The organism is Bradyrhizobium iriomotense (genome assembly GCF_018130765.1).
GTDB lineage: Bacteria > Pseudomonadota > Alphaproteobacteria > Rhizobiales > Xanthobacteraceae > Bradyrhizobium > Bradyrhizobium iriomotense_A.
The window spans coordinates 95,168-110,723 of record NZ_JAFCJZ010000008.1 but is presented as its reverse complement, the minus strand read 5'-3'; the positions used below and the strand labels follow the sequence as shown (position 1 = coordinate 110,723).

Genomic DNA, 15,556 nt, shown 5'->3' with positions numbered 1-15,556 from the left:
GCCCTCACGCGGCCTCCTTCTCGACCTGGCGGGCGATGATCATCCGCTGGATCTGGTTGGTGCCCTCGTAGATCTGGGCGAGGCGGACGTCGCGGAAGATCCGCTCGATGCGGTACTCGCGCGAATAGCCGTTGCCGCCGTGGATCTGCAGCGCGTTGGAGACGTGCTTCATCGCCATGTCGGTGGTGAACAGCTTTGCCTGCGCCGCCTCCTTGGCGATCGGCTCGCCGGCATCGTGCAGGCGCGCGGCGTGGTGGATGAGGAGGCGCGCAGCGGCGATGTCGGTCGACATGTCCGCGAGCATGAACTGCACCGCCTGGAAGCCGATGATGGCCTGGCCGAACTGCTTGCGGTCCTTGGCATAGGCGGTCGCGTCCTCAAACGCGGCCTGCGCCATGCCGAGCGCCATCGAAGCCATCATCAGCCGGCTGAAGTTGAAATTGCTCATCGCCATCTTGAAGGCCTGGTTCTCCGGCCCCATCACGCTGTCCGCGGGCAGGCGCACGTCGGAGAAGGTGATCTGGCAGTCGTCGAGGCCGTGCATGCCGAGCAGTTCCTCGTTCTTGCCGCGGGCAATGCCGGGCAGGGCGCCGTCGACCAGCAGGCACGAGATGGAACGGTGGCCTGCCTCGCTGCCGGTGCGCGCGAACACCATGATGCGGTCGGCAACGCCGCCGAGCGTCACCCAGGCCTTGGTGCCGTTGAGCCGCCAGCCATTGCCCTCGCGCACCGCGTTGGTGCGGATGCTAGCTACGTCGGAGCCGTGGTCGGGCTCGGAGACGGCGGTGGCGGGAATGATGTCGCCGCTCAATATCTTCGGGATCAGCGCCTTGTGCGCGTCGGTGCCGTGATGGTCGAAGAACAGCACTGCTTCAACGGGGATCGCGAAAGCATTGGCGACCGCGCCGGAGCAACGCGCGAGCTCTTCCATCGCGATGCAGGCTGCGACCGCGTCGAGGCCGGCGCCGCCGGCGCCTTCGCGCAGGCAGATGCCGAACAGGCCGAGATCGGCCATGCCCTTGTAGAGCGCGCGGTCGAAACGGTCCTCGCGATCGATGGCGGCGGCGCGCGGCAGGATCTCGGCTTCCGCGAAGCGGCGGGCGGTGTCGCGGAGAGCTTTCTGGTCCTCGGTGTAAAAGCGATCCATCGTGTGCTCCCGTCAGTCGCTGGCGAGCTTGGAATCGTGGGAGACTTCGCTGCGGTCGCGATCGCAGAAATAGACCGCGACGTCGTCGCCGGGCACGCCATAGGCGCTGCATACGGCGCGGGTCAGCGCGATGGCGGCGGCGCGGCGCTCGGCCTCGCTGCGGCGGAAGGCGTGGACCTTGAGCAGGATGCGTTGGCCGGTGGCGGGAGCGCCGAACGTGCCGGCATGGGCGTAGTCATCGGGTGCAATGTTCAGGAAATAGAGCGTGACCGTGTCGGCGGTGACGCCGAACGCCGACATCAGGCCGTCGGTCACGGACCGGGCCAGTGCGGCCTTGCGCTGGTTTGGGACTTGCGGGGCGAGCACTTCGACATAGGGCATCGATCAGACCTTCGCGGATTTGGCCGCAGATGATTTGGATAAAGACGATTTGGACTTGCCGGATCTCGCAGGGGCGGGGGCATCGAACTGGCGACAGGAGTCGCGCTGGATCAGCTTGGCGCCGACGCGATATTCGCGAACGCCGTCATTGCCATTGCCCTTGGCGTCCATGCGATGCAGCAGCCGGTCGACGGCGAGATTGGCAAGATCGCGCGCGCCGTTGTCGACGATGCTGATGGCCGGACGATGCCATTCGAACCACGGCATGTCCTCGTAGCAGAGCAGCGAGAGATCGTCGGGAATGACGATGTTCCGTTCCGCCGTCACGCGCAGCACGCCGAGCGTTGCCTCGTGATTGGCGACGAAGATCGCGCTGGGCGGGCGGGGGAGATCGAGCAGCTTGCGGGCGCAGGTCGCGCCGGTCTCGGGCTCGAAATGGCCGGCATGAATCAATGTGTCGTCCCTGGCGATGCCGGCTTCTCGCAGTGCGCGGACATAGCCGGACAACCGTTCGCGACCGGACGTGGTGTCCTGGCGGCCAACGATCAGCCCGATGCGCTTGTGCCCGAGCTCGATCAAATGACGCGTGCCCAGATAAGCGCCTTGCGGATCGTCGGCCAGCACGGTCTCGAGATCGGTCGCGTCATCGCGTCGCACCAGGCAGACGATGGGCACGTCCTTCGAGAGCGCCTTGAGCTGCGGACCGTTCTTGCCGGTGGGCACCACGATCAGCCCGTCGATGCGGTGGTCGACCAGCGTGGTGAGGGTGTCGCTCTCCTGCTGCGGATCGTCGCCGCCGATGCACAGAAGCATTTGATAACCCAGCGCCTTCAGGCGCGCCTGCACCACTTCGGCCATCACCTGGAACGAGGCGTTGGTGAGATTGTGGACGAGAAGCGCCACGAGCCGCGACTGCCCGGTCTTGAGGCCCCTCGCGATCGGGTTCGGCCGATAGCCGAGCTCGCGCGCGATGCGCACCAGGCGCTGCTGCGTGCGCTCGCTGGTCAGGCCGGTTCCCGTCAGAGCTCGGGAAGCAGTGCTGACCGAAACGCGGGCCGCCTGTGCCACATCTTTGAGCGTGACGCTCATCAAACCTGCCGATAGACTGCAAACGATTGCAGAAACGCTATGAGCTTATTCCACGCGGATCAAGCTCAAAAAATGGATGGTGTTGCCCAATGCAGAGCCATTTATGCAAACGATTGCATAAGGCGTGCGGATATTCCGCAGGCGGCATCCGTCACCTGAATCCACCCGAGCACCCGGCAGTTCCCTGATGAAGACGTTTCGCGGCACCTACACCGTCATGATCACCCCGTTCACGGCAGCGGGCGAGGTCGATGTCGCGGCCTTGCGCGCCTTCGTCGACTGGCAGATCGCGCAGGGCATTCACGGGCTGATCCCGCTTGGCTCGACCGGCGAGTTCCTCTCCATGGACGACGACGAGAAGGCGCTGGTTGCCGAGGTCGTCATTCGCCAGGCCGCGGGCCGCGTCCCCGTGCTGATCGGCACCGGTGCGGAAGATACGCGCGAGGTGGTGCGCCTCAGTCGCCGTGCCGAAAAACTGGGCGCCGATGGCGTGATGATCATCCCGCCATTCTATTCGACCCCGACCGACGACGAGCTCGTGCATCATTACAAGACGGTGGCGGATGCGATCTCGCTGCCGATCATGGTCTACAACAATCCGGCAACCGCCAATGTCGATCTCAAGCCACAGCTGGTGGCGCGCATCGCCGAGATCGACAACTGCCTCTACATCAAGGAGTCGACGCTGGAGGTGACGCGCGTGCGCGACATCATCCGCCTCTGCGGCGACAAAATGACTGTGTTCGGCGGCATCCTCGGCTTCGAATCCTTCGTCGAGGGTGCCCAGGGCTGGGTAGCCGTGGCTTCCAACGTGGTCCCGGCGGAGATGGCCCGCATCTTCAGCCTCGTCGCCGACCACGGCGCGATCAAGGAGGCGCGCGAGCTCTATCTCAAACACCTGCCGGTGATCGAATTCGTCGGCGGCCAGGCCTATGTCGCCGGCACCAAGGCGCTGCTCAGTCATATGGGTTTTGCAGCCGGCCATCCGCGCCCACCGCGGCTGCCATTGCCGGCCGCGCAGGATGCGGCCGCGCGTGCCCTGGTCGAGACGTTCGATCTCGCTTGGCGCGGTGCGCCGGTTGCGGCTGCTTGAACTGAGGTGAACGGATGAACCTGCTCGACGGCGTCAAGATCCTCAGCTTCAACCACTATCTCGCTGGGCCCCTGGCGGCGCAGACGCTGGCCGATCTCGGCGCCGACGTCATCGCGGTCGAGCCGATCGAGGGGGCGTTTCAACGCAACTGGGCGGTCGCCAATCATTTCGTGGCAGGCGACAGCGTCAATCATCTGGCCACGGGGCGCAACAAGCGCAGCATCGCCGTCGATCTCAAGCATCCCGACGGCATTGCCGCGGTGAAGAAGCTGGTCGCGACCGCCGATGTCGTGATGGAGAACTTTCGGCCGGGCACCATGGCCAAGCTCGGCCTCGGCTACGACACGTTGAAGGCAATCAACCCGGGCCTGATCTATGCGGTCGCGACCGGCTTCGGATCGGACGGGCCGTACAAGGATCGTCCCGGCCAGGATCTTCTGCTCCAGGCGATGTCGGGCCTTGCAATGCGGACGGGACGCGCCGATGGCGAGCCGACGGCGGTCGGTGCTGTTATCGTCGATCAGCATGCCGCCTCGCTCTATGCCATGAGCATTCTCGCGGCGCTGTTCGCGCGGACCAAGACCGGGAAGGGCCAGCTCGTCGAGGTCAACCTCTATCAGGCCGCGCTCGATCTCCAGGTCGAGCCGCTGACCGCCTGGCTCAACGGCGCGCCGTCGCCGACGTCGCGCGGTCCAGCCGGCATCGCAGCGTGGTTCAGCCCCGGGCCTTACGGCGTTCACGCCACCGCGGATGGGCATATGGCGATCTCCATGTCCACGCCCAGGGCGCTCGCAGTCGCGCTCGGCAGCGAAGAGCTGAAGCAATTCGCCGACACCGACAGTTTCTCGAAGCGCGAGGAGATCACGCGGATCGTTGCTATCAGGTTGAAGCAGAAGCCGACGGCGGAATGGTTGCCCGCGCTGGAAGCCGCGAAGATCTGGCACGCGCCAGTGCAGGACTATAACGACCTTGTCTCCGATCCCCAGCTCAAGCATCTCGGCGTATTCAAGAGTGCCGAGAGTGCAGGCGCTGCGCCGATCTGGATGGTCGCGCATCCCGCGCGCTATGACGGCCGGACGCCCGAGGTGCGGCTGGTGCCGCAGCGGCTGGGGGCGCAGACGCGCGAGGTGCTCGGCGAGATCGGCTACGGTGCCGCTGAGATCGACGCCATGGTCGCCGGCAAGGCGGTGGGAGTGGCGCGATGATCGATTTTTCGGTCCCTGAGGAGACCCGCCTCCTGGTCGACACCGTCCGCCGCTTCGTCGAGACGGAAGTGCAGCCGCTCGAAGACGTCGTGGAGCAGACGGCCAGGGTGCCGGCCGACGCGCTCGCGGTCACCAAGGCCAAGGCGCAGAAGCTCGGCCTTTACGCCATGAACATGCCGGCCGATGTCGGCGGCGGCGGGCTCACCTGCGTCGAGCATTGCCTGGTCGAGGAGGAATTCGGCAAGACCTCGGACGCGTTGATCCGCCGCGTGTTCGGCCAGGTCTATCCGATGCTGATGGCCTGCAAGGGCGATCAGGTCGAGCGCTACCTGCTGCCGACGGTGAAGGGCGACAAGATCTGCGCCATGGCGATCACCGAGCCGGGCGCCGGCTCCGATGCTGCGTCGATCAGCACCACGGCGCATCTTGACGGTGATGCGTGGGTGCTCAACGGCACCAAGCATTTCATCAGCGACGGCGACATCGCCGACTACGTGATCCTGATGGCGCTGACCGACAAGGAGAAACGTGCCCGCGGCGGCATCACCCTGTTCCTGGTCGATCGGGCTACGGCCGGCTTCAAGGTCGCCCGCACCCAGCCGATGATGGGCCATCGCGGCTACGGCCATGCCGAGCTGAGTTTTGAAGATTGCCGCATTCCCAAGGCGGCCGTGCTCGGCGAGGTCGGCGGCGGCTTCAAGCTGATCATGCAGAGCGTGCTCCAGATCCGTCTCGCCCATATCGGCGCGCGCGCCGTGGGCATGGCGCAGCGCGCGCTGGAGATGATGCGCAAGCATGCCGGCGAGCGGCGCCAGTTCGGCCAGCTGATCGGCGACTTCCAGATGGTGCAGAAGCTGATCGCCGATTCCGCCACCGAGATCTTTGGCGTCAAGATGATGGTGATGAACGCCGCCTGGGACATCGATCAGGGCAAGGATGCGCGCGACAAGGTCTCGATGATCAAGGTCGCGGCCTCCGAGATGCAGGGCCGCGTCGTCGATCGCGCCATCCAGGTGTTCGGCGGCATGGGGTTCAGCAAGGACCTGCCGTTGGAGCGCATGTATCGCGACGCCCGCGTCACCCGCATCTATGACGGCACCTCCGAGATTCACCGCATGCTGGTCGCGCGCAGCACCATCAAGAACGGCCTGCAGCTCTAGGGAAACGCCTCATGTCCCACGCACCTCTCAAGCCCGGCGCCACCTTTGCCTTCCGCAAGACCATGACGGTCGCCGAGCAGGCGATGTTCACCGGCATCAGCGGCAATCTCGGCGGTCTCTATGTCGACGCCGTCCGCGCCAAAAAGGCGGGCGCCTCCAACATGGTTGCCTTCGAGCTCGCCGTCGGCGGTCTTGCCACCACCTGCCTTAGCCAGCTCGGTGGACCAACGCGGCGGATCGGCAGCATCGCGCTGAATTTTGCCGCGCCCGTGATCGTTGGCGAGTCCGTCGAGGCCAGGGCCGAGATCGTTTCGGTTACGGGGGAGGAGGCGACTTGCCGCGTTACCTGCACGCTGTCGCCCTCAGGCGCGACCGTGGTGGACGGCACCGCGACGCTGGTTCCCTTCGCGAAGGGCTGAGCCATGTACGAGCCAAAATCCTTCGACGATCTCAAGGTGAATGACAGGGTCAGCCTGAGCAAGACCATCACCGAGGCGGATGGGGCGCTCTACATCGCCGCGACTGGCGATTTTGGTCCCGTTCATGTCGACGAGGTCTATGCCGGCGCGACGCGCTTTGGCCGGAGACTCGCGCCGGGGATCATGGTCGCGGGTCTCTGCACCAGCATCCTCACCTCTGAGCTGGTCGGCACCATCGGCGTCTCGGTGGAGGACCGGTTCTGGTTCACCGGTCCCGTGTTCTACGGCGACACGCTCACCTTCGACGTCTGGATTGCCGAGCAGCACGACGAAACCCGCACCATCATCTGGGAGGCGAGCGCGCGCAACGAGGGCGGCCTCGAAGTGCTGAAGGTGCGCGCCAGCCTGAAATTTCCGCGGCGGAAACCGTCATGAGCAAGCCGATGAAGAAACCCGATTTGCGCGGCGTCACGGTCGCGACCGTGCTGCCCTTTAGGGACGACAGCTCGATTGACTGGGACGGCTATGCCCGCGTGCTCGAACATTGCGCGTGCCCGGACGGCATCGCGGCGGTGTTCGTGAATGGCCACGCCGGCGAGGGCGGGTCGCTCTCGGACGACGAGCGTCAGGCCGTGATCGAGCGGACGCGCCGGCAGATCGGCAGCAAGCCGCTATTGGCCGGCATCATCGCGCATTCCACCGCGGAAGCGATCCACCAGGCCCAGCTCGCGGAAGCCGCCGGCGCCGATTGCGCCGTGCTGTTTCCGCCCGCGCCGCTCGGCGGCGGCGCCTCGGCGACCTCGCGCGCGCCGGTGGCCTTCGTGCAGGCGGTCAGCTCCGCGATCAAAGTTCCGGTCTCGGTCTTCCAGTATCCGCTGACGTCCGGCTTCGGCTACTCGCCGGAGACGCTGGCGAAGATCGCAGCGCTCGACAGCGTCATCGCCATCAAGGAAGGCAGCGATACCATGCTGGCCTATGACGAGAACCGGCGGGCGGTGAAGCAGGCCGACGCTTCCGTCGCGATCCTACCGTCGAACTTCAACTGGTTCCTGCCGCAGCTCGCCGTCGGCGGCGACGGCATCCTCTCCGGCCTCGTCAGCCTCGCGCCGCATCTGTTCGCAGCGCTCTGGCAGGCTTCGCTTGCCGAGGACCTCAAGGCGATGCGCGCCGTCAACGAGCGGCTCTATCCGATCGTCCGCGCCATCTACGGGCCCGCGCCGATCATGGACATGCACACGCGCATGAAGGTCGGGCTGAAGGCGCTCGGCCTGATCCGCAACGCCGATCCGCGGCCGCCGCTGCTGCCGGTTCTGCCTGCGCTGTGCGATGCCATTGCAACGACGGTCGGCGCGGCGCGCGCGGCCGGCGACATCCGCACTTAGCATGAGGGGCGAGCCGATGGCGGACGAAGCCTTCATCCATATCGTGCGGGTCGACATCGATCCCGAGCATGAGGCCGCGTTCAACGCCTGGTACGAGCAGAAGCATTTCCCCGATTTGCTCGCCTGTCCCGGCTGGCTCTCGGCGAAGCGCTTCGTCTCGGTCGGCGACGGGCCGAAATACGCCGCGATGTACGAAGTCGCAGGGCGATGGGCATTCGAGACGCCCGAGTTTTTGAAGGTGAAGGGTTTTGGCCCGTTTGAATCCCTGGTGAAGAATTTTATGCGCATTCAACTCAGGCCGATGTCGGGACCGGCTTGAGTGGATCAAGGACGATGCTGCCTGCCATCTCGCGAAATCTGGCCGGCCGCATCCAAGAAACGTCAAAGGGGAATCCCGGACGAGGGACTGCATCGGTCATTGGCGTCTTACTGGAGGTATCCATGGTCTCGACACTGCTTCGCTTGAGTGCGGCCGCCGCGCTCGTTCTCGCATCTACGGCGGTGCATGCCGCCTGCACCCCCGCAATCACCGATGACAATCTGATTGCGCCCGGCAAGTTGCAGCTCTCCATCAACCCGACCAATCCGCCGCAGCAATTCGTCGACAAGGACGGTCAGTTGCAGGGCCTCAACGTGGAACTCGCCGCCGAGCTCGGCAAACGGTTGTGTCTTCCCGTCGAACTCGTCCGGATGGATTTTCCGGCCATGATTCCTGCCTTGGGCGCAGCGCGCATCGACGGCGTCAATACCGGCATGTTCTGGACCGAGGAACGCTCGAAGCTGATGTACATGGTGCCGTACGCCATTCAGGCGATCTCGGTCGTGGTTGCGCCCGATAGCGGCACAAAATTTGCTACCGAGAACGATCTGATCGGAAAGTCATCCGCGGTCGAGGTCAGCAGCTACCAGATGAACTGGCTCAAGAAACTCAGCGATGCGAGCGTGGCAAAGGGCGGCGCAGCCGTAGAGATGCGCACGTTCCCGACCGCGACGAACGTTGTGAGTGCGCTGCTTGCGGGGCAGGTGGATAACGCGCTGCTGGTCGACAGCGTGGCGCGCGATCTCGTCGGCCGTGGTCGCGTGAAGGAAGTTATGAGCGGGCTCGGCACGGCCAGGACGACGCTCGGTTTCCGCAACAAGACGGTCGCCGATACCGTCGTCAAGGCGCTCAACGCGATGCGGGCTGACGGCTTTTATCAGACGCTGTTCGACAAGTTCGGCCTGACCGCCATGCCGGCCGATCAGCCGCTTGCGATCGCCGGCCCCGGTCCGGCCTGAGATACGGAGACGAGCCGATGAGCCATTTCAGTCCGACGGCCGCCGTCAGCTACTTCTTCAACTACTTCCTGATGAAGGGAGTGCTCGTCACCATCGGCTTGACGGTGGCGGCGGTTGTCGGCGGATTGATTCTCGGCATGGGCATCGCGTTGTTGCGCATGTCGTCCAATCCGGTGCTCGCGGGCGCCGCGCGCTTCTATATCTGGTTCTTCCGGGGAACGCCGCTGCTGATCCAGCTCGTGGTGATCTACAGCGGCCTGCCGCAGCTCGGGATCAAGTTCAGCGTGATCACTTGCGCGCTCGTCGGCCTGATCCTCAACGAAGCCGCCTATCTCGCCGAGATCGTGCGCAGCGGCTTCATGGCGGTGTCGGCGGGGCAGCGCGAAGCGGCCTGGGCGCTCAGCCTGTCGCCCTGGGTGACGTTCCGCCGCGTGACCCTGCCGCAGGCGTTCCGGCTGATGATCCCGCCGCTCGGCAACTCCATCAATTCGCTCCTGAAGGCGACCTCGCTCGCCTCCGTGATCTCGGTCGAGGAGCTGATGCGCCGCAGTGACATGCTGATGCAGGAGCATTTCCAGATCCTTGAAGTCTATGCGGCTGCAACGGCGTATTACCTGATCCTCACATCGGTCTGGGATGCGGTGCAGCGCCGGCTCGAGAAGCATTTCGGTCGATCGAGTGTTGCGAAATCCAGGAAGGTTGCGACGAGGGCGCCGGTTGCGCAAGCGAGCGTGGAGGCCCGGGCATGAGCGAGATGTCGATGAATATTGCGAGTGGTGTCGAAGGCGCAACGGCGCAACCACAATTGGGCGAGATCCCCGCGGTTCGCATGGAGGCGGTCTACAAGCACTATGGCGACTTCACCGCACTGGATCAGATCGATCTCAAGGTCGCCAAGGGCGAGAAGATCGTGGTCTGCGGGCCCTCCGGCTCGGGCAAGTCGACGCTCATTCGCTGCATCAACCACATCGAGAAGCACGACGAGGGCCTGATCTACGTCAACGGCGTCGAGCTCGACCATCAGCGCAAGAACATCGATGCGGTCCGGCGGGACACCGGCATGGTGTTCCAGAGCTTCAATCTGTTTCCGCACATGACGGTGCTGGAGAACTGCACCCTGGCGCCGATGACCGCGAACGGCATGAGCGAGGCGGAGGCCAAGGACCTCGCGATGCATTTCCTGACAAAAGTCCGGATTCCGGATCAGGCCGAGAAATTCCCCGGGCAGCTCTCGGGCGGCCAGCAGCAGCGCGTCGCGATCGCGCGGGCGCTGTGCATGCGGCCGAAGATCATGCTGTTCGACGAGCCGACCTCGGCGCTCGACCCCGAGATGGTCAAGGAAGTGCTGGAGACCATGAAGAAGCTCGCGGAGGAGGGCATGACCATGCTGTGCGTGACCCACGAGATGGGCTTTGCCCGCGAGGTCGCCGACCGCATCGTGTTCATGAACGAGGGCAAGGTGGTCGAGCAGGCCGCGCCCGAAGAATTCTTCAAGAATCCGAAGTCCGAGCGGGCGCGGACGTTCCTCGATCAGATCATTCACTAGCCGATGTCGGCGGAGATGCGGACATTCAGCGACCGCCTGCGCGGCATCCACGCCGCCACGATCGTGCCAATGACGGCCGATTATGGGGTCGATGAGGCGCAGTTGGCGGCGCACCTCGCCTCGGTCGCGTCCACGCCGGGCATCAACGGACTATTGGTCAACGGTCACGCCGGCGAGAACTTTGTGCTGTCGCTGGCCGAGAAGCGGCGCGTGGTGGAACTGGCGCGCGAGCACGCTCCGAAGGGGTGCCTGATCGTCTCAGGGGTCAATCACGAATCGAGCCTGGAGGCCGCGCGCGAAGCGGCCACACTGGAGCAGGCGGGTGCGGACGGGCTCCTGGTGTTTCCGCCCAACAGCTGGGCGCTCGGCCATGCCGATGAGTGCGTGATCGAGCATCACCGCCACATCCGCGATGCCACCACCTCGCCGCTGATGCTTTACGCCGCGCCGGTCGGTGCAGGCGCCATGGCTTATGCACAGACGTTGCTGGAGCGGCTCGTTGCCGATCCGCGCTTCGTTGCGGTCAAGGAGGGAAGCTGGGAGGTCGCGACCTATGAGCAGAATCTGCGACTGATCCGCAAGCTGCGACCGGAGTTCGTCGTGCTTGGCTCGGGCGACGAGCATCTGCTGACGAGCTATCTCATCGGCGCCGCCGGTAGTCAGGTCAGCCTTGCCTGCGTCGTTCCGGAGCTGGTTGTAAGCCTCTGGACTGCGGCGGAAGCCGGCGATTGGGAGCGGGCGCGCGCCGCGCATGAGAAGCTCTATCCGCTCGCGGTTGCGATCTATCGCGATGCGCCGGGAGGGCGTGCGACGGTGCGGCTCAAGGCGTGCCTGAAATTGCTCGGCCGCCTGTCATGCGACGCGGCGCGACCGCCGCAGCCGCCGGCGACGCCGGCTGAGCTAAAGGCGCTCGAACAGGCTCTCCGGATCGCCGGCGCGCTCTAGGGTGCGAAGAACGGATTGGCCGGCCGCGCAAGGTCGAGATGATCGCGCAATGTCGTACCCTCATAATCCGCACGGAACAGCCCTCGCTCCTGCAGGATAGGCACGACGAGCTCGACAAAGTCCTCGAAGCCCTCATGGAAATAGGGCGGCATCACGTTGAAGCCGTCGGCGGCATGCTCCTCGAACCAGAGCTGAAGCGTATCGGCGATGCGTTCGGCCGAGCCGCACAGCACCCAATGGCCGCGGGCGGCGGCGGTGAGGTTGTAAAGATCGCGCAGCGTCATGTTCTCGCGGCGGCCCTTGGCGAGCATGACGCTGGCAAAACTGTGATAGCTGTCGGATGGCGCGATGTCCGGGATCGGCCCGTCGAGATCGTAGGCCGACATGTCCCGCCCGAACCGATCGGACAGGATGGCGAGTGCATTGCTGCCGCTGACAAAGCTCTGCAGCATGTTGAGCTTCTCGAATGCCTCCTTGTCGGTGCGGCCGACCACAGGCATCACGCCCGGCAGCACGGTGACGTCCTCTGGCCTACGGCCGAACGAAGGCAGCCGCGTCTTCAGCGAGGCGTAGCCGGCCTTGGCTTCGTCGATGTCCTGCACCACCGAGAACACGATGTCGGCGGTGCGCGCGGCGAGCGCCTGGCCGGCCTCGGAGCCGCCGGCCTGGAGCACGACGGGCTGGCCTTGTGGGCTGCGACCGATGTTGAGCGGACCCTTCACCTTGAAGAAGGTGCCGTCGTGGTCAATTGGGCGCAGCCTCGCCGGATCGATATAGAGGCCACTGGCCCGGTCGGCAACGATGGCATCATCCGCCCAGCCATCCCAGAGGCCCTTGACCACGTCGAGGAACTCGCCGGCCATCTCGTAGCGGCGGGCGTGGTCGGGGTGCGTCGTGCCGAAATTCGCCGCGGTCGCCGGATTGGCCGTCGTCACGGCGTTCCACGCCGCACGGCCTTTTGAGATGTGATCGAGCGAAGCGAATACGCGCGCGACCGAGAACGGATCGCTATAGGTGGTCGAGACGGTGGCGCCGAGACCGATATGGCTGGTCGAGGTCGCAAGCGCCGCCAGCATGGTCAGCGGCTCCAGCCGCAGCGTGTAGGACGGATGGGCCGCCGCGTCGGCATAGAGATTGTCACCCATGAAGATCAGGTCGAACTTGCCGCGCTCGGCGGTGCGGCCGATCTCCTGGATCGCCGCAAAGTCCTGAAAGCTGTCGACCGCGCCGGGATAGCGCCATCCCGCGACATGGCTGCCGGTGCCGAGGATGAACAATCCGAGATGCATCTGTCGTTTCATGGCGTCATCTCCAGAACAGGATCTTTCGCTCGAGGAAGCCGATCAGGCCGAAGAAGGCGAGGCTCGCGGCGGAGGCGACGAAGATCGCCGACCAGACCTGGACAAAGTCGATCTGGAGCACGGCCTGATAGATCACCCAGCCGAGCCCGCCATGGGCCCCTAACATTTCGGTGACGATCGCCACGATCACGCTACGCACCGTCGAGACGCGCATGCCCGCGAGCAGCAGCGGCAGGGCGGTCGGCAGCCGCAGGCGCCACAGCACGCCAAAGCGGCTGGCGCCAAAACTCTTCATGAGGTCGACGGCGCGGCGGTCGACACGGTCGAGCCCGGCCAGCATCGACAGCAGGATGGTGAAGCTCACCGCCATCGCCACCATCACGATCTTCGAGCTGATTCCGATGCCGAACCAGAGCAGGATCAGCGGGGAATAGCCGACCACGGGTACCGAATTGATTGCGGTTGCGAGTGGCAGGATCGCGCTGCGCAGCGCCGGTATCAATGCGATGGCGACGGCGAGGCCGACGCCGATCAGGCAGCCGAGGCCGTAGCCCGCCAGCGCTTCGAGCAGCGTGTAGCCAGCAGCGTCGATGAGTATTGCGCGCTTGGCCCAGAGGCCGACGAGGATGTCGCTGACGGCGGGGAGAACGTAGGCCGGCAGATGCAGTCCGCGCGCCACGCCCTCCCAGCACACGATGAGGAGGACGGCGCCGAGAATGCCGCGCTGGACGGCGAGCGAGGGGGAGGCGAGCGCGCGGCTCATTGCTCGGCGCTCCAGAACACCAGCCGCCGCTCCACCGCGGCGACCACCGCGTAGAAGCCGGTGCCGAGCAGGGCTGCAGCGAGGAGGGCGCCCCAGATCGCGACGACGTTCTCGGTGAACATGGCCTGGAGCAGCAGCACGCCGAGCCCGGTGGTGTCGCCGAACCATTCGCCGACGATCGCGCCGACAAGGCTCAGCGAGGCTGCGAGCCGCAGCGCCACGAAGATCTGCGGCAGCGCGGTCGGAAGCTGCAGGCGCAGCAGGAGCTGGCTGTTGGAGGCGCCGAAGCTGCGCATCAATGCGACCTGCTTGGGATCGACGGTCTCGAGGCCCAGCAGCGTGTTCACCGTCACCGGAAAGAAGGTCAGGTAGAACGCGATGATCGCCTTGGCGAGCAGGGTGTTGCCGAACCAGAGCACCACCAGCGCGCCGAAGGCGATGACCGGAATGGTCTGCGACACCACGAAGATTGGAAAGATCATCTCGCGGAGCGCGCGGACACGGAAGAACAGGATGCCCATGAGCACGCCGAACGCGCCGCCTGACGCAAAGCCGATCAGCGTCTCGGCCAGCGTGCGCAGGAAGCCGTCGACATAGGCGCGCGGCGTCGTCGCCATCGCCATCAGGATCGTGCTGAGGCGCGGCAGATAGTAGGGACGGATGCCGAACAGCAGCACCGCGCCTTCCCAGATCACCGCCGCAATGGCGAGGCCGAGCAGGAGCCGGATCAGCTTGCGCAGCGAATCCGGCATGGTGATCGACCGCGCAGCCGCACGGCCGTCACCGAGCGATGTCGCCGCGGGGCTGCTCACGGTAGCCGGTCCGCCGCCGGGATGCTCTGGATGAAGCTGGCGTCATAGGCCGCAGCAAGGTCGACCGGCTTGGAGATCACGCCGTACTTCAGGAAGAAGTCGTGGGCGGTCCTGACTGCATCGGCATCGATCCAGAACAGGCCGTTCTTGGCCGCCGCGCCCGCGGTCATCAGGCGCTTCACCTCGGTGAGCATGAACTCCTGCTGCGCGCGATCGAGCGTGGGCGCGACAGCCATCACGGTATCGACGGCGCCCTTCGGATCGGAGAAGGCGTCCTTCCAGCCCTTCAGCGAAGCGCGCAGGAAGGCCTTGACCAGCTCCGGCTTCTCCTTGGCGGTCGCTTCGGCCACGATCAGCGTGTCGCGCGGGAAGGTGATGCCGTAATCCTCGGCGACGAAGGTCTTCAGGCTGTCCTTCGGCATGCGGGACTGGATGGTGTAGAACTCGTTGTAATAGGTCGCCGTGATCACATCGACGTTGCCGTCGACGAACGGCGTCACCGACACCTGCTGCGGCTGGATCTTCAGCTCATCCGGCTTGATGCCTTCCTTGGCCAACATGCCGTTGAGTACGTGGTTGGCGCCGGTGAACCAGGTGGTGACGGTCTTGCCCTTGAAGTCCTGGATCGTCTTCACCGGTCCGTCCTTGCGGGTGACGAAGATGAAAGGCGTGATCTGGTGCGAGACGCCGATGCAGACGATCGGCAGTCCCTTGTCGCGGGCGGCGAACACGCTGTCGGTGCCGCCGGAGAGGCCGAATGTATCAGCGCCGGTCGCGACCAGGTTTTCGGTCAGCAGATTGGGGCCGCCGGGATTGATGGTGAGGTCGATGCCCTCGGCCTTGTAGTAGCCCTTGGCTGCTGCGACGTAGAAGCCTGCAAACTGCGCCTGCGGCAGCCATTTCAGGCGCAGGCTCGCCTTCTGCAATTCGGCCGCGGGCGCGGCCGTGACGAGCGAGCCGGTCGCCAATGCGATGGCGGAGAGGACGGAGAAGGCGTGACGACGGCTCAACATGGTCATACTCCAGACGGTGAAA

18 protein-coding genes are annotated in these 15,556 nt (G+C 65.2%); 11 read left to right on the top strand and 7 right to left on the bottom strand.

Annotation, left to right across the window (positions count from 1 at the left end):
• Positions 1-4: 4 nt before the first annotated feature.
• The 3 genes from JQ635_RS16140 to JQ635_RS16130 are packed head-to-tail and all read right to left on the bottom strand — an operon-like array spanning position 5 to position 2,617.
• Complete coding sequence (locus tag JQ635_RS16140) at positions 5-1,147, bottom strand: acyl-CoA dehydrogenase family protein (protein WP_211410825.1); 1,143 nt, start codon at positions 1,145-1,147, stop codon at positions 5-7.
• A 12-nt stretch (positions 1,148-1,159) separates the two neighbouring features.
• Positions 1,160-1,528, bottom strand: coding sequence for a tautomerase family protein (locus tag JQ635_RS16135; RefSeq protein ID WP_211410824.1), 369 nt, complete (start codon positions 1,526-1,528; stop codon positions 1,160-1,162).
• A 3-nt stretch (positions 1,529-1,531) separates the two neighbouring features.
• Entirely contained in the window at positions 1,532-2,617 is a 1,086-nt protein-coding gene (locus JQ635_RS16130; RefSeq protein ID WP_211410823.1) for a LacI family DNA-binding transcriptional regulator, read from the bottom strand.
• 184 nt (positions 2,618-2,801) lie between these two features.
• Here JQ635_RS16130 and dapA point away from each other — a divergent pair, with 184 nt between their 5' ends.
• The 11 genes from dapA to JQ635_RS16075 are packed head-to-tail and all read left to right on the top strand — an operon-like array spanning position 2,802 to position 11,645.
• Positions 2,802-3,710, top strand: coding sequence for a 4-hydroxy-tetrahydrodipicolinate synthase (gene dapA, locus JQ635_RS16125; RefSeq protein WP_211410968.1), 909 nt, complete (start codon positions 2,802-2,804; stop codon positions 3,708-3,710).
• 14 nt (positions 3,711-3,724) lie between these two features.
• Positions 3,725-4,915, top strand: coding sequence for a CaiB/BaiF CoA transferase family protein (locus JQ635_RS16120; RefSeq protein WP_211410822.1), 1,191 nt, complete (start codon positions 3,725-3,727; stop codon positions 4,913-4,915).
• Positions 4,912-6,075 carry an acyl-CoA dehydrogenase family protein gene (locus tag JQ635_RS16115; RefSeq protein WP_211410821.1) on the top strand — a complete coding sequence of 388 codons (1,164 nt, stop codon included), beginning with the start codon at positions 4,912-4,914 and terminating at the stop codon, positions 6,073-6,075. Before JQ635_RS16120 ends, JQ635_RS16115 begins: the two co-directional genes overlap by 4 nt.
• 11 nt (positions 6,076-6,086) lie before the next feature.
• Positions 6,087-6,494: a MaoC/PaaZ C-terminal domain-containing protein gene (locus JQ635_RS16110; protein ID WP_211410820.1), complete on the top strand. Its 408-nt coding sequence runs from the start codon at positions 6,087-6,089 to the stop codon at positions 6,492-6,494.
• Between the two features lie 3 nt (positions 6,495-6,497).
• Positions 6,498-6,929 carry a MaoC family dehydratase gene (locus JQ635_RS16105; RefSeq protein ID WP_211410819.1) on the top strand — a complete coding sequence of 144 codons (432 nt, stop codon included), beginning with the start codon at positions 6,498-6,500 and terminating at the stop codon, positions 6,927-6,929.
• Positions 6,926-7,876 carry a dihydrodipicolinate synthase family protein gene (locus JQ635_RS16100; protein ID WP_211410818.1) on the top strand — a complete coding sequence of 317 codons (951 nt, stop codon included), beginning with the start codon at positions 6,926-6,928 and terminating at the stop codon, positions 7,874-7,876. The genes JQ635_RS16105 and JQ635_RS16100 overlap by 4 nt, the downstream gene beginning before the upstream one ends.
• A gap of 16 nt (positions 7,877-7,892) precedes the next feature.
• Positions 7,893-8,195 (top strand): DUF4286 family protein, encoded by a 303-nt coding sequence (locus JQ635_RS16095; RefSeq protein WP_246583572.1) that lies wholly within the window; start codon positions 7,893-7,895, stop codon positions 8,193-8,195.
• Positions 8,196-8,209: 14 nt separating this feature from the next.
• Entirely contained in the window at positions 8,210-9,154 is a 945-nt protein-coding gene (locus JQ635_RS16090) for an ABC transporter substrate-binding protein (protein WP_246583571.1), read from the top strand.
• A 17-nt stretch (positions 9,155-9,171) separates the two neighbouring features.
• Entirely contained in the window at positions 9,172-9,903 is a 732-nt protein-coding gene (locus JQ635_RS16085) for an amino acid ABC transporter permease (protein ID WP_027526588.1), read from the top strand.
• Positions 9,900-10,700 (top strand): amino acid ABC transporter ATP-binding protein, encoded by an 801-nt coding sequence (locus JQ635_RS16080; RefSeq protein ID WP_283826889.1) that lies wholly within the window; start codon positions 9,900-9,902, stop codon positions 10,698-10,700. The genes JQ635_RS16085 and JQ635_RS16080 overlap by 4 nt, the downstream gene beginning before the upstream one ends.
• A 15-nt stretch (positions 10,701-10,715) precedes the next feature.
• Positions 10,716-11,645 carry a dihydrodipicolinate synthase family protein gene (locus JQ635_RS16075; RefSeq protein ID WP_246583570.1) on the top strand — a complete coding sequence of 310 codons (930 nt, stop codon included), beginning with the start codon at positions 10,716-10,718 and terminating at the stop codon, positions 11,643-11,645.
• On the opposite strand, the gene JQ635_RS16070 is transcribed toward JQ635_RS16075, so the two are convergent.
• From JQ635_RS16070 to JQ635_RS16055, 4 genes are read right to left on the bottom strand one after another with little or no spacing between them, the layout of a single operon-like run.
• On the bottom strand, positions 11,642-12,946 hold the full coding sequence (locus JQ635_RS16070; protein ID WP_211410815.1) for an LLM class flavin-dependent oxidoreductase: 1,305 nt from the start codon (positions 12,944-12,946) through the stop codon (positions 11,642-11,644). The genes JQ635_RS16075 and JQ635_RS16070 overlap by 4 nt on opposite strands.
• 4 nt (positions 12,947-12,950) lie before the next feature.
• Positions 12,951-13,709, bottom strand: coding sequence for an ABC transporter permease (locus JQ635_RS16065; protein WP_211410814.1), 759 nt, complete (start codon positions 13,707-13,709; stop codon positions 12,951-12,953).
• Positions 13,706-14,521 carry an ABC transporter permease gene (locus JQ635_RS16060; RefSeq protein WP_211410813.1) on the bottom strand — a complete coding sequence of 272 codons (816 nt, stop codon included), beginning with the start codon at positions 14,519-14,521 and terminating at the stop codon, positions 13,706-13,708. The genes JQ635_RS16065 and JQ635_RS16060 overlap by 4 nt, the downstream gene beginning before the upstream one ends.
• On the bottom strand, positions 14,518-15,534 hold the full coding sequence (locus JQ635_RS16055) for an ABC transporter substrate-binding protein (RefSeq protein WP_211410812.1): 1,017 nt from the start codon (positions 15,532-15,534) through the stop codon (positions 14,518-14,520). The genes JQ635_RS16060 and JQ635_RS16055 overlap by 4 nt, the downstream gene beginning before the upstream one ends.
• Between the last annotated feature and the right edge of the window lie 22 nt (positions 15,535-15,556).

Bases quoted from the DNA above. Each gene is read 5' to 3' on its own strand.
- JQ635_RS16090 (WP_246583571.1), top strand. From the start codon at position 8,210: ATGCTGCCTGCCATCTCGCGAAATCTGGCCGGCCGCATCCAAGAAACG.
- JQ635_RS16140 (WP_211410825.1), bottom strand. From the start codon at position 1,147: ATGGATCGCTTTTACACCGAGGACCAGAAAGCTCTCCGCGACACCGCC.
- JQ635_RS16055 (WP_211410812.1), bottom strand. From the start codon at position 15,534: ATGTTGAGCCGTCGTCACGCCTTCTCCGTCCTCTCCGCCATCGCATTG.
- JQ635_RS16100 (WP_211410818.1), top strand. From the start codon at position 6,926: ATGAGCAAGCCGATGAAGAAACCCGATTTGCGCGGCGTCACGGTCGCG.
- JQ635_RS16070 (WP_211410815.1), bottom strand. From the start codon at position 12,946: ATGAAACGACAGATGCATCTCGGATTGTTCATCCTCGGCACCGGCAGC.
- JQ635_RS16105 (WP_211410819.1), top strand. From the start codon at position 6,498: ATGTACGAGCCAAAATCCTTCGACGATCTCAAGGTGAATGACAGGGTC.
- JQ635_RS16085 (WP_027526588.1), top strand. From the start codon at position 9,172: ATGAGCCATTTCAGTCCGACGGCCGCCGTCAGCTACTTCTTCAACTAC.
- JQ635_RS16095 (WP_246583572.1), top strand. From the start codon at position 7,893: ATGGCGGACGAAGCCTTCATCCATATCGTGCGGGTCGACATCGATCCC.
- JQ635_RS16080 (WP_283826889.1), top strand. From the start codon at position 9,900: ATGAGCGAGATGTCGATGAATATTGCGAGTGGTGTCGAAGGCGCAACG.
- JQ635_RS16075 (WP_246583570.1), top strand. From the start codon at position 10,716: ATGCGGACATTCAGCGACCGCCTGCGCGGCATCCACGCCGCCACGATC.
- JQ635_RS16115 (WP_211410821.1), top strand. From the start codon at position 4,912: ATGATCGATTTTTCGGTCCCTGAGGAGACCCGCCTCCTGGTCGACACC.
- JQ635_RS16135 (WP_211410824.1), bottom strand. From the start codon at position 1,528: ATGCCCTATGTCGAAGTGCTCGCCCCGCAAGTCCCAAACCAGCGCAAG.
- JQ635_RS16120 (WP_211410822.1), top strand. From the start codon at position 3,725: ATGAACCTGCTCGACGGCGTCAAGATCCTCAGCTTCAACCACTATCTC.
- JQ635_RS16110 (WP_211410820.1), top strand. From the start codon at position 6,087: ATGTCCCACGCACCTCTCAAGCCCGGCGCCACCTTTGCCTTCCGCAAG.
- JQ635_RS16065 (WP_211410814.1), bottom strand. From the start codon at position 13,709: ATGAGCCGCGCGCTCGCCTCCCCCTCGCTCGCCGTCCAGCGCGGCATT.
- JQ635_RS16130 (WP_211410823.1), bottom strand. From the start codon at position 2,617: ATGAGCGTCACGCTCAAAGATGTGGCACAGGCGGCCCGCGTTTCGGTC.